14 protein-coding genes are annotated in these 15009 nt (G+C 70.3%); 4 read left to right on the forward strand and 10 right to left on the reverse strand.

Going from position 1 to position 15009, the window contains the following annotated elements; all coding sequences use genetic code 11:
- Positions 1-102: 102 nt before the first annotated feature.
- Genes AB0L53_RS19050 through AB0L53_RS19065 form a run of 4 tightly spaced genes read right to left on the reverse strand, consistent with a single transcriptional unit; the run spans position 103 to position 4799 of the window.
- On the reverse strand, positions 103-723 hold the full coding sequence (locus AB0L53_RS19050; protein WP_363995120.1) for a GAF domain-containing protein: 621 nt from the start codon (positions 721-723) through the stop codon (positions 103-105).
- Positions 713-1585 (reverse strand): S8 family serine peptidase, encoded by an 873-nt coding sequence (locus tag AB0L53_RS19055; protein ID WP_363995123.1) that lies wholly within the window; start codon positions 1583-1585, stop codon positions 713-715. The genes AB0L53_RS19050 and AB0L53_RS19055 overlap by 11 nt, the downstream gene beginning before the upstream one ends.
- On the reverse strand, positions 1582-4602 hold the full coding sequence (locus tag AB0L53_RS19060; protein WP_363995126.1) for an AAA family ATPase: 3021 nt from the start codon (positions 4600-4602) through the stop codon (positions 1582-1584). The genes AB0L53_RS19055 and AB0L53_RS19060 overlap by 4 nt, the downstream gene beginning before the upstream one ends.
- On the reverse strand, positions 4599-4799 hold the full coding sequence (locus AB0L53_RS19065; protein ID WP_357940177.1) for an aroma-sacti cluster domain-containing protein: 201 nt from the start codon (positions 4797-4799) through the stop codon (positions 4599-4601). Before AB0L53_RS19065 ends, AB0L53_RS19060 begins: the two co-directional genes overlap by 4 nt.
- 182 nt (positions 4800-4981) lie before the next feature.
- On the opposite strand from AB0L53_RS19065, the gene AB0L53_RS19070 reads away from it, so the two are divergent.
- From AB0L53_RS19070 to AB0L53_RS19085, 4 genes are all read left to right on the forward strand, one after another.
- Positions 4982-5263 carry a StsA-related sactipeptide RiPP gene (locus tag AB0L53_RS19070; protein WP_363995130.1) on the forward strand — a complete coding sequence of 94 codons (282 nt, stop codon included), beginning with the start codon at positions 4982-4984 and terminating at the stop codon, positions 5261-5263.
- A gap of 87 nt (positions 5264-5350) precedes the next feature.
- Entirely contained in the window at positions 5351-6793 is a 1443-nt protein-coding gene (gene stsB, locus AB0L53_RS19075; protein WP_363995133.1) for a StsB family radical SAM/SPASM domain sactipeptide maturase, read from the forward strand.
- Between the two features lie 12 nt (positions 6794-6805).
- Complete coding sequence (locus tag AB0L53_RS19080) at positions 6806-7084, forward strand: PqqD family protein (protein WP_225288903.1); 279 nt, start codon at positions 6806-6808, stop codon at positions 7082-7084.
- Positions 7081-8511 carry an FAD-dependent monooxygenase gene (locus AB0L53_RS19085; protein ID WP_363995136.1) on the forward strand — a complete coding sequence of 477 codons (1431 nt, stop codon included), beginning with the start codon at positions 7081-7083 and terminating at the stop codon, positions 8509-8511. Before AB0L53_RS19080 ends, AB0L53_RS19085 begins: the two co-directional genes overlap by 4 nt.
- Here the strand turns inward: AB0L53_RS19085 and AB0L53_RS19090 are convergent.
- The 6 genes from AB0L53_RS19090 to AB0L53_RS19115 all read right to left on the reverse strand — a co-directional run bounded on the left by AB0L53_RS19090 (position 8471) and on the right by AB0L53_RS19115 (position 14991).
- Positions 8471-9190 (reverse strand): response regulator transcription factor, encoded by a 720-nt coding sequence (locus AB0L53_RS19090; RefSeq protein WP_357940185.1) that lies wholly within the window; start codon positions 9188-9190, stop codon positions 8471-8473. The two genes, AB0L53_RS19085 and AB0L53_RS19090, sit on opposite strands and share 41 nt — an antisense overlap.
- 230 nt (positions 9191-9420) lie before the next feature.
- Positions 9421-10437, reverse strand: a complete 1017-nt coding sequence (locus AB0L53_RS19095; RefSeq protein ID WP_363995139.1) for a methyltransferase — start codon at positions 10435-10437, stop codon at positions 9421-9423.
- Positions 10434-11648 carry a cytochrome P450 gene (locus tag AB0L53_RS19100; protein WP_363995142.1) on the reverse strand — a complete coding sequence of 405 codons (1215 nt, stop codon included), beginning with the start codon at positions 11646-11648 and terminating at the stop codon, positions 10434-10436. Before AB0L53_RS19100 ends, AB0L53_RS19095 begins: the two co-directional genes overlap by 4 nt.
- Positions 11645-13000 (reverse strand): TfuA-like protein, encoded by a 1356-nt coding sequence (locus AB0L53_RS19105; RefSeq protein WP_363995145.1) that lies wholly within the window; start codon positions 12998-13000, stop codon positions 11645-11647. Before AB0L53_RS19105 ends, AB0L53_RS19100 begins: the two co-directional genes overlap by 4 nt.
- Positions 13000-14157 carry a YcaO-like family protein gene (locus tag AB0L53_RS19110; protein ID WP_363995148.1) on the reverse strand — a complete coding sequence of 386 codons (1158 nt, stop codon included), beginning with the start codon at positions 14155-14157 and terminating at the stop codon, positions 13000-13002. Before AB0L53_RS19110 ends, AB0L53_RS19105 begins: the two co-directional genes overlap by 1 nt.
- Positions 14158-14178: 21 nt before the next feature.
- Complete coding sequence (locus AB0L53_RS19115) at positions 14179-14991, reverse strand: ABC transporter permease (protein WP_363995151.1); 813 nt, start codon at positions 14989-14991, stop codon at positions 14179-14181.
- Positions 14992-15009: the final 18 nt, after the last annotated feature.

Here is a 15009-nt window from a genome sequence, read left to right on the forward strand (position 1 = left end):
GCGTAGCGGGACGGTGACCGCGCGTGATGGTGTCCGGCCACGCCAACGGCCACCCACTTGAGGCCGCCCAGGCCCAAAGGGGTGGTGTGGACGGGCTGTTCGTTACGGTGCGAGGAGGTCGTCGGCGATGGCGAGCAGGCGTACGGCTGCCGCGTCCGACGACCGGTCCCTGCCCCGCAGCCTCTCGCCGATCCGCCGCAGCAGCGCGTGCGGGTCGGCCTCCGGCTCCCGGCCATCACTCCGCCGAACGCGAAGCAGGAGTTCCAGGGCGCAGGCGGCCTGCGTGGCGAACATGCCCAGGAGCTCCATGTCGTCCAGATCGCTGCGGGAGGCCGTGCGATCCAGCACCTCCAGAACCCCCACGCATTCCTCGAACCGGATGAGCGGTGCCGCCATGATGGTCCGCGGGACGTAACCGGTGGATTCCGCGGCGTCCTGGGCGAACTGCGTCACAGCCGACACGTCGTCCGCGACCATCGGCTGCCCGCTCGCCGCGACCCAGCCGGCGATCCCGGTTCCCGCCGGAAAGTGGCTGCCGACCAGCTCTTTCTCGCCTTCGCCCGAGACGGCTTCGAAGACCAGGTCACCGGTGTCGGGGTCCACGAGGAAGATGGAGGCGGCGGCGGCGCCGAACATGTGGCGGGCCACCTCGACGATCGACTGCAGCAGCCTGCGCTCGGTGCCGTCCAGCGAATCGGGAGAGTCGGGGAAGTCAGCGGACATGGGGCTCTCCGTTCTGCGTCATGGTGTTGTCCGCGGCCAGGTAGAGGACCGTCTTGAGCTGGAACGGCGTCAGCCACGGATGCTTGCCCAGGATGAGCGCGCAGATGCCGGTGATGTGCGGCGCCGCGAAGCTGTTGCCGGTGCTGCGGATCTCCCGGCCGCCGGGCCAGGCGACCGGCACCCTGACCCCTCGCGCGAGGAACTCCGCCGGCGGCGCGGGGTTGTAGTAGTACGTCATCGGGTCCGCCTCGTCGTGGCTGGCCACCGAGACGACCGAGGAGAACGTCCACGGGTAGCTGAGCACCGGCATGTTGTGCGCGGCGGCGACCAGGAGGCAACGCCGGAAGTACGCGCGGTCGGCGAGCTCGTGCAGGGATTCGCGCAAACCCGACCTCGTGCTGGACAGGCTGAGGTTGACCAGGTCGTAACCCTGGTCGATGGCCCAGCGCAGCCCGGTCACCAGGGCGTCACCGGTGCCGGATTTTCCGTCGGTGAGCGCGCGCACGGAGGTGATCGCCGCTCCGGGGGCGACCGACCTGATCACTCCGGCGCAGGCCGTGCCGTGCCCGGCCGGGTCGACGGGAGCGCACTCGGCGACGGTCAGTCTGCCCTCGTCCCCGCTGACGACCTCGACCGACCGATCCAGGCCGCCGATCTTGGGGTGGTCGCCCGCCACGCCCGTGTCCACGACGCACACGCGTACTCCGGTACCGTCGGATCCACCCCATGCCCACTCCCTGGTCACCCCGGCCAGCGGGCTGACCTGGAAGGGCTCCGGGGGCTGCCGCGTGGTGGCCAGCCCCCACGCGGGCACCCCGGGGAAGTGCGCGCGCTGGTTCCGGCGCCAGGGCGGCGTGCTCATCGCAGTCCCTTCATCCAGTCGCGGACGCGCTGGGCGGGCAGGTTCGCGCCCTTGCTCAGGTACGCGTCGAGCGCGCGCCGGGCGGCCTCGGCCGGGTCGTGTCCGGCGGCCCGTCGGATCCGGGCGATCTCGACCAGGACGTCCCCTCGCAGACAAGGGTCGTCGGTCGATTCGAGCAGCGCGGTCGCACGGTCCGCGGCGCTCATCGCGTCCGCGTGCTCGCCGTCGAACGAGGCGATCGCGCCTCTCATCGCGAGGGCCGTGAGCTCGCCGCGCAGCTGCGGCGGCTCCGCGTCGCTGCGCGCCAGTTCCGCGGCGGCCTGCCGGACGTCTCCCTGCCGGAGGGTCTCCCGCGCCGCGTAGATCTCCAAGGTGACGGCGGGTCCCCCATGGCCTGCCGTACGAAGCGCGGCGGCGGCCCGACTGAACAGCTCCCTCGCGTCCTCGTGGTTGCCGTCCAGGGATTCCACCAGCCCCCGCACCTGGACGACGGCGATCGCCGAGAGGCCGAGGTGCAACTCCTCCGCGTAGTGGCCGGCCGTGTCGAGCGACTCACGGGCGCGGCCGAGGTCGCCGGAGAGCGCGAGCAGACGCGCCTTGGTGACGAGCACCGGCACCAGCAGAGCGCGATCACCGGCGAAGCGGGCCAGCAGGTCGGCGCAGAGCGCGAGCCCTTCGGACACCGGGGTGGGAGACCATTGCACCAGTTCGCACAGCCCACCGAGCAGCCGGTCTTCCTCGTAGCGGTCGCCCATCGGCCGGGCCGGCGCGAGCCCGTCACGCAGCGAGCGGTCGGCGGCGCCGAACCGGCCTTCCTGGATGTGGACCAGGGCTTGGAGCTGGTGGAAGCGGCACCAGCTCAGGTCGTCCCGGGGGTCGAGCGCCAGCCGTACGCGAAGGGGCTCGAGCCCAGGCGCGCGGGCGCCCGAGCGCAGGGCGAGGACCTCTCGCTGGATCACGCAGGTGAGCTGGGTTCGCGGGTCTTCCGGCAGCAGCTCCTCCGCACGGTCCAGGGCCGCGGCCGCCGCGGCGGCCTCTCCCCGTGCAAGCTCCGCGTCGCTGATGCGGACGGCCAGCGACCGGTGCTCGTCCCTGCCCGGGGGCAGCATCTCCCGGCCCTGCTCCAGCAGCGCGATCGCCGCAGGCAGGTCTCTGCGGTGCAACGCCTGACCGCCGTCCCTGATGAGCTGGTCCGCGGCCCGGCCGGTCAGTTCGGACAGGAGCGGATCGCCGGGGCGTACCTGCCGGGTGAGGCGGCAGGCCGCCAGCAGGTGCCGGCTGACGTCTCCGGACGCCGGTCCGAGGAAGGGAGCCTGCTCCGAGGCGTCGCCGGCCCGGGCGCCGAACCAGTCGGCCAGCCTTCGGTGCCAGTCCGCCCGCACCTCCTTGCTCGTCAGCGCGTACACGGTCTCCCGGGTGAGGGTCTGCGCGAATTCGTACGCTCCCGGCAGCGCGCCACGCCGGATGAGGCGCTCGCGCCGCAACCGGCTCAGCGGAGCGGCCGTCATGGCGGGTTCGCCGTCGAAGAGGACCTCCAGCTGCTCCACCGAGAAGGAGTGCCCGATGGTCGCGGCCCGTTCGAGCACCTGGCGCTCGGCCGCGTCCAGCCGATCCAGCCGGGCCCCGAGCAGAGCCTGGATGGTGGGCGGGAGGGAGGCGGCGCCCTCGGCGAGGGTCTCCAGCATCAGCTCGGCGAAGAGCGGGTTGCCGTCCGAACCGTGGATCACCCGCTGGTACGTGCCGTCGTCGTCGTGGGCGACGACGTCCGCCCGCCCGGCACGGAGCTCGGCGACGAGCCGGGCCATGTGCGGCGGGCTCATCGGCCCGAGCTCCAGCGACATGGCGCAGGTCATGCCCCCTCCCCAGGAGGGGCGGGCCTCGTAGAGCTCGGGCCGGGCGACGCAGACGAGGAGCACGGGTACGTCGGCGAGCCACGCCGAGCAGTCCTCGATCAGGTCGAGGAGGGTCGGCTCGGCCCACTGCAGGTTGTCCAGCACCACCACCAGCGGCCGGCGCTGGGCGAGCACCTCGAACAGCGACCGTACGGCCTGCGCGATCTCCGCGACCCCGGGAGTGTCGTCCTGGTACTCCGCGTCACCACGGCACGCCAGCCCGCGCAACGCCCGCTCGCCTTCCGTGCCCACGGCCTCGGCGATGGCGGGCCAGTCGCCGTTGAGGGCTTCGAGCATCTCCGTGATGGGCCGGTACGTCGCGCCGATGCCATAGGAGGGGCACCGGCCGGCGAGCACGGTCACGTCCTCGGGCAGGTTCGTCAGAAACTCCCTGACGAGCCGGGACTTGCCGATGCCCGGAACGCCGAGCAGGGTGGCCATGCAGCACTGCCGCCCGCGTACGACGCGGTCATGGAAGCGCGTCAGCTGCTGCAGCTCCTCGGTCCGGCCGATCAACGGGACCGTGTCGGTCTCCGGCGCGCCGCGATCGGGCTCCACGGTGATGAGCCGCCACGCCCGTACCGGATCTCTCTTGCCCTTGAGCGTGAGCGGGGGGACGCCGTCCAGCAGCGCGTGCTGCCTGACCAGGCGGGCCACGTCGTCGCCCAGGAGGATCTCGCCGCCGCCCGCCGCGGACTGCAGCCGGCTCGCGGTGTTGACCGTGTCACCGATCACCCGCACGTTCGAGCCGGACCCGTCGGCGACCATCACCTCGCCGAAGGCGATGCCGCAATGGGCGTCCAGCCGGACTCCGTGGGTGGGGGCTATCTCGGCGCTGAGCCGGTGCACGGCCGTCATCGCCGCGTCCGCCGCGAGGACGGCCCGCAGCGCGTCGTCCTCGCGGCTGACCGGGACGCCGAACACCGCCATGATCGCGTCGCCGATGTACTTCTCCACGGCGCCGCCGTGCTCGAAGATCTTTGTCCGGCACGCCGCGTAGTAGCGGTCGAGGATGCGCAGGAGCAGTTCGGGGTCGAGACGCTCGGCGAGCTCCGTCGACCCCACGATGTCGATGAACAGGACCACGACGTTACGGCGGGTGGGTCGCGGGTCCCTGTCGCTCATACGAGCTTGAGCTCCTGTCCTTCCACCTCGCCGGCGTGGTCGTCCAGACGCTTCTTGATCGAGTTCAGTACGGCGACCTCGGTCTCCGTGAGCGAGGCGAACACGGTTCGCTGCCGCTCATCGAGCAGGTCGATGGGATGCCCGCCCGCCCGCAGCGTGGCCAGCGCGTCGAACCCGCCCGATCCGGTTGCGTTCATGAACCACAAGCCTGAAACGGCTCATCAGGGTTCGCAAGAGATCCGGACACCCACATTCGTGTGGTCGTCGCTCTGCCTGGTGAAAGGCGTTTAGCCCACATTTGTGGGGTTGTGTCGCCTCCGCATCGCCAGCCGATACTCGACCTGCAACGCGTCCCCCCTTAAGACGGAGAGGTGAAGGCATGGCCTTCGATCCGAAGGAAGCCCTGCGCGAAGCCGGCGTCCTGAACGACCCGATCGCCGCGGAAGTCGAGGCGGCGTTCGCCACCTTGACCAAAGAGGAAACCGACCTGCTCATCTCGCTGAAGGACAAGCTTCCCGCCGCACTGCCCGTGGTCATGGCGGGTGGCCAGTGGGCAAGGCCCGAGGTCGAGGTGCACAACGAGTCCCCCGAAGCGTCGTGCCTGTGCGGAGCCTGGTCCGGGTCCGGGTCCGGGTCCACCCCGACCAAGCCGAACCCCTAGTCCGACGGCTCACGGGTGCGGCCCCGGTCACCTGTCGCCGGACAAGGCCGGGGCCGCGCCTGCCGCTGAGAGCGTGAAGGGAACTGGATGTCTGGGAAGCTGGCCCGGAACCACGCGTTGTTCTACGTACCAGAAGACCTTACCTACTTCATGCACGCCGGGAATCATCTGGTCGTCAACCCGCACTCCGGCGGTCGGTGTGTCCTCGATTCGCGTGAGTTCGGCGTCCTGCGAGCCTTGGCCCGGCCCTACGCGCGGCTCGAAGAGACCGACGAGACCGATCGGGTCCTCGCCAAACTCATTCTGAGCTGGATCGTCTACTACAACGGCAACCATCCGCGGATCAAGCTGAAGGAGCCGCCGCTCCGCATGGCGTACTACGCCATCACCGACGGTTGCAACCTCCGCTGCCCCTACTGCTACGCGTCCTCGGAGAAGTGCCTGCCGGGTGAGCTCAACACCGAGGAGTCGCTCAGCCTGGTCTCCCAGATCGCCGACTTCGGCGCCTCCACCATAGTCTTCACCGGCGGCGAGCCCATGCTCAGGAAAGACCTGTTCCAGATCGTGGAGCATGCCAACGGGAGCGGCCTGAGGTCGAACATCATCACCAACGCCACCATGATCAGGACGCCCGCCATGGCGGAGCGGTTCGCCGAGCTGTTCAGCAACGTCACGGTGAGCGTCGACGGCGGCACGGCCGAGACGCACGACCGCACGCGGGGCGCCGGCTCCTTCGCCAAGACCCACAAGGCCCTGCGGCTGCTCAACGACGCGGGCGTCGTGCCGATGATCAACCACATCGTCACCTCGGAGAACGTCGAGGAGCTCGAAGGCTTCGCCTCGTTCATGGAGGGGATCGAGGTGAACAGCATCCGGCTGATGTACCACAACAACCTGGGCCGGGGAGAGAGCGACGAGTACGACTTCGGCTGGGACGACCATCTGAGGATCCAGCAGCTCACCTGGACCTCACCAGTCGCCGGCAAGCTGCTCCCGGACGGACCGAAGACGCTGAAGCTGTGCTCGGTGAAGGCCAACTGCGGGATGGGCGGCAACGAGATCTACATCAACTCGCTGGGCGACGTCTACCCGTGCAAGCTCGTCACGGGACGCTCACACTTCGCGGGCAACGTGAGACGGCAATCCCTGGCGGAGATCTTCGGCAGCCCGGTCCTGTACGACATGCGGACGAGCTCCGTGTTCGGCGGCGACTACCACGCCGACTGCGCGAAGTGCTACATCAAGTCCTCCTGCGGCGGAGGCTGCCGCGCCTCTCACATGGCGGAGTCGGGAGACCTGCGGCGCAACAGCCGTCATCAGTGCAGGATCCTGCGGCACGGCATCGTCACGCAGCTCTGGCTGGAATCCGGCGTCAACCCCGCGGAACTCGCCGAGGATCCGGAAATGCAGACGCCCCGCCTGCTCGTCAACGACGACGTCCATCCGGTCTTCGACGACTGGAAGACCTACGTTCTCCCCTCAGCCGACGCCGTCAAGGTCGGCGCGCTGCTTCCCATAACACCGGTATAGAGGAGGTGGAGTGTGTCACTCCAGATCAGTGACTCGGTGATTTGGCAGGAGACCGCGGGCGGCATCTCGCTGTACCACGCCGAAACCGGGGACTTTCACACCCTGAACGAGACCGGTTCCCGGATATGGGAGCTCGTCGCGAGCGACGGGGAGCGGGAGCCGATCGTCGCGAAGCTGTCCCATGAGTTCGCCGGAGACAACCTCGCGATGAGCGTCCGTGTGCTGAAGGACGTGCAGGAGTTCCTCGGCAGCATGATCGAACGGGGTCTGATCGAAGAGCACCCTGCATGACCAGAGCGGTCGTCCTCGGCGGCGGCTTCGCGGGATCGCTGGCCGGCGCCGTGCTCGCCAGGCACGCGGACGACGTGATCGTGATCGAGAACGATCACTATCCGTCCGGTCCCCGTGCCCGGCGGGGACTGCCCCAGTCACAGCACAGCCACGTCCTCGTGGCCGGTGGCGCGCGGGCGCTGCAGGAGTTGCTTCCGGGGACTCTCGAAGCACTCTTCGCGCGCGGCGCGCATCACCGCCGCCTGCCCGGCGACGCGCTGATCCTCGCCGCGGCGGGCTGGTTCCGGCGGCTGGACACCGGGGCGTACCTCATCTCGTGCAGCCGGGGACTCCTGGACCAGGTGGTACGTCAGCGGGCGCTGGGCGCCGTCTCGACCTGGACGGGCACGCGGGCGCTCGGCCTGGTGGGAGACGCGAGCCGGGTCACCGGGGTCTCGGTCAGCCGCGAGGGCGCCGCGCCGGAGACGATCGAGGCGGACCTCGTCGTCGACGCGACCGGGCGCAGATCGAAGGCGCCACGGTGGCTGGCCGAGCTCGGTGGGGCGGAGATCGAGGAGACGACCGTCTCAACCGGGCTGGCCTACTCCACCAGGGTCTATCAGGCGCCCGCCGAACTCGCCGGCGAGATGCCGGCCATCATGCTGCACCCGCGCCCGGCGGCAGGGCGGCCGGGCCAGGGGGCGACGCTGTTCCCGATCGAGGACGGCCGGTGGATCGTCACCCTGACCGGCACTCGGGGCGGCGAGCCGCCCGCGGACGAGCGGGGCTTCGCGGACTTCGCGCGCTCGCTGCGTGATCCGATCGTGGCGGACCTCATGGCGGCGGCCACACCGCTCGGCGGCATCCGGCCGTACCGTGACACCTCGAACCGGCGAAGGTACTTCGAACGAGCGCGCCTGCCCGCCGGCTTCGTCGCGATCGGTGACGCGGTCGTCGCGGTGAATCCCGTTCACTCGCATGGGATGTCGGTCGCCGCGCTGAGCACGCTCCGGCTGGACGGGGAGCTGACGCGGCGCGGGCTCGACCCGGCCGCCTCCGCCGAACTGCAGGCGGCCATGACGGCGGAGGCGGAATCGTCGTGGCGGATGGCGCTCGCGCAGGACGCGGGACCGGCCGGGCGGATGGCGTTCGCGGAGGACGCGGGACCGGCCGGGCGGCGGGAAGCGACCGCGTTCGAGCGCGAGATTCTCGCCCGCAGGACGCGGGCCCTGCTGAGCAGCCCGGAGCTGGCCGCCAAATTCTTCCGCGCTCAGACCTTGATGCCCGCACGGGCCGAGAAAGACGGATCGGCAGTGGCACGGGCGCTGACCGGAGAACCGGATCCCCTTCTCACCACGCGGGAAGCCGTCATGCAGTACCCCGCGCTGCACGCATGGTGGGACGCGCTCAACCGCGTGCGCGGCGGCCGTGAGCCGAGCCTGCGGTGATGAAGCCGGATTCGTAGGCGATGCCGACCGCGTGCGCCCGGTTCGCCGCCGACAGCTTGGCGAGGATGCGCGCCAGGTGCGAACGGACGGTTCCGGTGCCGATGCCGAGCTTGTCGGCGATACCGGCGTTCGACAGACCGGCCGCGACGAGCGCCAGCACCTCGGCCTCGCGGCGGGTGAGCTCCGCGAGCCGATGATCGACCCCGGTGGTCACCGCGGCGATGCGATCACGTAGTCGCGTGATCATCGAGCTGGAGATGAACGTGTGCCCGGCGGCGACCAGCCGGATCGCGGGCACGATCTCCTCGACCAGCGACGCTCGGTGCACGAAACCGCCCGCGCCCCCGCGTAGCGCGCGCCCGAGCAGCTCCTCGTCCAGCGCTTCGGAGACCACCACCACCCGCATCCCGTTCCTCGCCTGCGCCGCGACGATCCGGGCGAATTCCACGCCGTCTGCCTGCCGCAGCGCCGCGTTCACCACCGCCACCCTCGGCCGATGCCTGACGACCAGATCGCCCAGCCGGTCGGCGGCGCCGGCCTCGCCCACCACGTAGATGCCGTTGCCCATGTGGAGCACGCTCCTGAGCTTGGCGCGCACCACCCGGTCCGGCTCGCCCACGACGACCCGCAGAATGGGCATGGCCTCGCCGGCAGGGCTCGCGTCAATCGGTTGCGCCACCTGACCACCCGAGTTTGAGCCCGTTTGCTCGACCGGCACACTATGCGCGTCCGCCTCCCGGACAGCCAGAGCAGCGGGGTTACTCACGTCGGCCAGCCGCATGTGAGAAGTACTCATGACTGTCTGTAGTCCGCGTTGTCGGGACGGCAACCGGCGAAACGGCCCTGCTGTCGGGACGGGCAACCGGAGAATCGGCCCTGTTGTCTGGACGGCAGCCGGAGAATTGGCCCTCAGGACGGATCCGCGACGAGGATCCGGATCGCCGAACCCCGCAGCGGCGGTGTGACGTCGGCCAGGTCGAACCCGCCGGCCGCGAGCAGGGCGTGGAACTCGGCCCGGTCGCGTTCCCAGCCGCCGGTGTAGACGAGCATGGCGATGTCGCTCATGACGACGCCGGCCGCCTCCGGGGTGCCGAGTCTGGCCGGCAGCACCGGTTCCAGCACCAGCAGCCGCCCGCCCGTCGCGATCGAAGCGCGGCAGTTACGCAGCAGCGCGGTGCAGCGCTGGTCGTCCCAGTCATGCAGGACGCCTTTCAGCAGCATGAGATCGCCTTCGGGCACGGACTCGAAAAAATCGCCCACCTGCCTGGTGCACCGATCCGACAACCCCGCTCGCCGGAACGTTTCAGTGGCGGCCGCCCCGCCGTCGGCGGTGTCGTACAGGGTGCCCTGGGCGCCGGGCGTGGCCGCCAGTACCGCGGCGAGCAGCGTGCCGTTTCCGCCCCCGATGTCGACCACGGTGCGGACACCGGTGAAGTCGTACGCCTGGGCGACCTCTGACGCGACGCGCTCGGTGCCCTCGCGCATGGCCGTGTTGAAGATCTCCGACAGGTCCGGATGGCCGGCGAGGTAGTCGAAGAGCGGCTGGTCGTGCACGTGGTCGAAGGCGGCCGCACCCGTTCGTACGCTGTGGGTCAACGCCCCCCATGCCTGCCAGGTCGCGGGGTCGCCGAGCAGCAGCACGCTGGAGCGCATCGACCATGGGTGGTCGGCACGCAGCGGCTGACCCAGCTCGGCCAGCGCGAGGTGTCCCGGCGCCACCTCGTCGACCACGCCCAGGACCACCAGGGCTCGCGACAGCCGCTCCAGCGCCCGCGGGTCGGCCCCGATGGCGTGCGCCAGTTTCTCGACCGGCAGCGCGCCGGCGGCAAGAGCCTCCGGAATACCCAGGCGGACGGCCGCGTACAGGATCTGCGAGCCGGCGTAGCCGAACGCCATGCGGGACAGCTCCGCGTACCCCTTGATCATGGGCTCTTCTCCAACAGCAGCGGCAGGCGGCGTACACCATGCAGGAACAGGTCCGGCGTCCACTCCAGGTCGGCCGGATCGACGGCCAGGGCCAGGCCGGGGAAACGGCGCACCAGCGCGCCGATGGCGGCCCGGGCCTGCAGCCGGGCCAGCGCGGCACCGAGGCAGAAGTGGATTCCGTGGCCGAAGCCCAGGTGCCGATTCGGGGTGCGGCCGATGTCGAAGACGTCCGGCCGGTCGAACACCGCCGGGTCGCGGTTGGCGGCCAGCAGCACCGGCACGACGATGTCACCACGGGGGATCACCGATGGCCCGATGTCCACGTCGGCCAGCGCGAACAGCGGCCGGGAGTGCCCGACCGGGCCGTTGAACCGCAGCACCTCCTCCACCGCGGAGTCGATCAGCTGTGGCCGGGCGCGGAGGCGTTCGAGCTGGCCGGGGTGGCGCAGGAGTTCCAACACTCCGTTGCCGATGAGGTTGACCGTCGTCTCGTCCCCGGCCAGCAGCAACTGGAACACGCTGGACACCAGCTCGGCGTGCGTGATCTCCGTTGACCGGACGAGCTGGGACAGCAGGTCCGCGCCCGGGTGTGCCCGGCGCTCATCGAGCTGCTCGTTGACGTAGGCGACGAACGCGACTCCGGTGCGGCGCACCAGTGCCGGGTCCCGGCTGCGCAGCATCTCGTCGCTCCACCCGCGCAGCCGGCCCCGGTCGCCGATCGGGAAGCCGACCAGGTCCGCGACGATCAGGATCGGCAGTGGCAGGGCCAGGAGCTCGATCAGGTCGGCTCCGTCTCCGGCGGCCGCCAGGTCGTCGACCAGCTCGCTGACGACCTGATGGACGCGCCGCTCCAGCGCCGCCACCGTCCGAGGGCCGAACGCGGGCGCCATCAGTCGCCGCAGCCGGGTGTGGTCGGGCGGGTCGAGGTTGAACATGTTCCGCCGCACCATCGCCAGCGGGTCGTTCTCCCACCGGCGGTGATAGGCGGCCAGCTCGCCGGGCAGCCGGTCGAGTTGGCGTCCTATGTCCGGGTGGTGGAGCGCGCGCTGCACGTCGGCGTAGCGGGTCAGGTACCAGGACACGCGACCGTTCGCCGGGGCGTGGCGGTAGATCGGCGCCTGCTCGCGCATGCGGTGGAAGAGCGGGTGCGGGTCCCGGCGGTGCCGCGAGGCGGTCGGGTCGAACGCCTGCTCAAGCCCGGTCGCGCTCATCGCCCCTTGGCCTTGTGCACGTCCAGGGCGAAGAACCTGGCGGCGGTCTGTCCCAGATCCGCCATGCTGAGGAACCCGCGCCGCGCCAGCTCGACCTCCGCGGTCGTTCCCGGGCCGTTCCAGTGGCGGGAGAAGATCCGTCCGCAGATCGCCGGCGCCGGGATGACCACCCGGCCGAGGCTCTGTTCCGCGATCTCGTCGGCACGGGCCACGATGTCGGACCATTCGGGCCAGCGGCTCGATTCCCGGATCCGCTCCAGGACGATCGGCCGCCAATCCTCCGACTGCCAGACGGGCCACACCCGCACCATGACCAAGCGGAGTTGCTCGGCGACGGGCAGGGTGGCCCGCTCGGTCTCGGACAGCCACGGCGCGAGGACGTGCGGCAGGCTGACACGGTCATCGACCCCGAGCCTGGCGCGCATGTACGTCTCCAGCCCCATGCCCCGCGAGGCGGCGAAGTCCGTCAGGAGGCCGGTCAGGACCTCCTCGTGCAGCTTCGGGTAGTCCTGGCCGAACAGTCGCGCCGCGTCCAGGACATCGAGATCGGACATCCACCTGCCCGGCGTGTACTCGCGCATCGACCGCCAGGCCAGCGCCTCATAGTGGGTGATCCCCGTCAGGGCCACCTCGGCCGCCCACGCGCTGGGTTCGGCCGTCCACGCGCTGGGCGCTTCGGACCCCGTGCTGGGTGCTTCGGCCTGGTGTCCGCCGACGGCTTCCAGGGCCGCCATCGCGTCGAGCCGCTTCAGGTCCCACTCACCCGTCCCGATCTTCCGCTCCAGCGTGCTCAGCGCGTCACCGGCGTCCGGGCCCAGGGCCTCTCCCAGCTCGCGCCAGGTCCGGTGTACGAAGGGCCTCGACCTCGCCGCTTCGACGATCCGCTCGGCGGTCGCCGCCGGAACCAGGCCGCTCTTGGCACCCTCCTGGCAGCCGTAGCGGATGTTGACCATGGCCACCGTGTCAGTGGGGTACCCGCGTTCCGCCGGCCCGTGCAGGACCGCCACCTCGTCATCCCCGTCGACCTCGCCGCTCGCATACATGCGGAAGACCGACCCGACGCCCCGCATGCCGTACGGGCTCAGCTCCGCCGCCCGCAGCGCCCCCATGCTGGCCGCCCCGATGACGTTCACGCCTTCGTTGAGCAGCCAGAGGATCTCCTTGTGGCCGACGGACAGCCGTTCCCGGTAATACCCGTCGATGATGACGGCGGTGTCGTCGCGGCTCCACTCCTGCCTGAGGAGATCGCCCCGGGCCACCGGCGGCCGCGCCTGTGCCTCGGGAAGCACGGCGCGGACCTCGTCGTGCGAGATCGTCGGCCCGGCGTAGACGACTGTCTTCTGGCGGCTCACTAGAACACCTCCGGGGTGACGCGGCTGCCCGGCGCCACCACTCTGACCACCGGGACGCCGATCTCGTCCCTCGTCAGATCGATGACGAGCGGGGCGGCGGAGAACGCGGCCGCGGCCCGCCCGACCACGTCCGCCAGGTCATCGACCAGGCTCTGGTGGGCCGTCAGCTTCGGGATCGCCTCGCCGGTGTCCGCCGCGGGCGCGGCCCGGTGCCGCGCGCCGTCGTGGACGCCCGGATGGAGATCGTCTCTCGCGCCCGAGATGTAGCCGAGCCTGGCCTGCGCGGCCTCGGTGACGGCGCGGGTGAGTGCTATCTCCGAGCCGAGGTGGCAGCCGAATCCCATGAATGCCGGTGGATAGTCGTCGCAGGAGATCCGGGCGAGGAAGCACGGCAACCCGGTGGGCGACGGCAGGGACCTGACCTCGAGACCGACCCGGGCCCGCGTGACCATCCCGCACAGCTCGTCGACGACCGGCGACCCCAGCGTCTCCGGATCGACGAGGACGCCCTTGTCGCCGCCGGTCATCGCCGTGGTCACGGCGTCCCGCTCGATCACCTCGTACAGCGCGTGCAGAACGGCCTCGACCAGCGTGTTCCCGCTCGCCAGTCCATTCGTCGATTCGAAGAACACCGGCGGGTTCCAGCCGGTCTTGCGCAGGAGGGAGAATCCCACCGATTCCCTGGGAACCAGCCGCTCCGAGCCGTCGACCAGCGACCGGCCGGCGACCCAGTCCAGCGGCAGCCCGTCATGCAGCACGGTCGGCGGGGAGAGCGGGAGGTCGCGGACGTCGTAGCCCAGTTGCCCGGTGACCGCTCGCGGAGGCGCGGTCGTCACCGGCGTCATGGGCTGTTCGGCATGCCAGAGCTCGACGGCCTCCATCATCGCGGACAGCTTCGCCAGCTCGGGCGTGATCCCTTTCCCCTGAGACACGGCGAGCGTCCGGGAAGTCGGTCTGATCGCCTGAAAAGTCGGGATTCCGATGGTGTCCAGCCTGGTGATGTCCGCGACCCTGGTGATCCCGACCATCCGGGCCGCACGGCCGGCCATCTCCAGCGTGGCCGTCGGGTCGTGAGCTCTGTCCGTGCCCGGCAGCCGGACCTTGGACCGGTCGGACCGCGAGAGAAGCCACGAGAGAGAGGAGTTGTCTGTCCGCATCGTCCCCTGCCCTTGACGAGATCAGATGTTGCGGGCGCGCTTGATCAGCGCGCGGCCGCCAACGGTGTAGCTGATGGCCGCCAGTACGGCCAGCACCAGGAGGTCCTGCCACGCGTCGGCGAAGCCGAAGAACGCGGCGTTGCGCATGCCGTCGATCGCGTACGTCAGCGGGTTGATCATCGCTACCCACTGCAGCACGGTGGGCATGCTGTCGATCGGGTAGAGCGACGGGGCACTGAACACGAGAACGGGTATCGACACGTTCGACAGCAGCATGAAGACCTGGTAGTCGGTGATCAAGATAGCCGTCGCCAGATACAGCCCGTTGAAGGCCAGGGCGGCCAGCGTGAGCGTCGACAGCAGGCCGACCCAGGCTTGCAGGTCGAACGGCAACGCGAAGATGAGCACCGCCACGCCCAGCGCCAGCAGCGCCTGTCCCAGCACCAGCGACACTCCCGCGATCACCTTGCCGAGCAGGAACCGCGACCGGCGCAACGGGTAGGACCACAACTGGGTCGCCGCGCCGCTCATCTCCTCCTGGAACACCGCCATGCCGGACGTCCCCGCCGCGCTGACGACCGACATCGCCAGCGTCATGGGCAGCAGGAAGATCGTGAACGGTACGTCGACGCCCTTGTAGTGGACGACCTTGAGGAGGTTGCCCAGCGAGGTGTTCACGAGCAGCAGGTAGATCAGCATCGGGGCCAGGCCGAGGATGAGATACACCCGGTTGCGGGCGAGCAGCGCGTACTCGCGGTAGAGCACCGCGGACAGGTCGGCCGCCTTCGGGGTCCCGGTCGGAGGAGTGTTGTCGAATGCCAGTTTGGCGGCCACATCTGCCCCTTTTGTCGA

The organism is Nonomuraea sp. NPDC052129, from assembly GCF_040680095.1.
Classification (GTDB): domain Bacteria; phylum Actinomycetota; class Actinomycetes; order Streptosporangiales; family Streptosporangiaceae; genus Nonomuraea.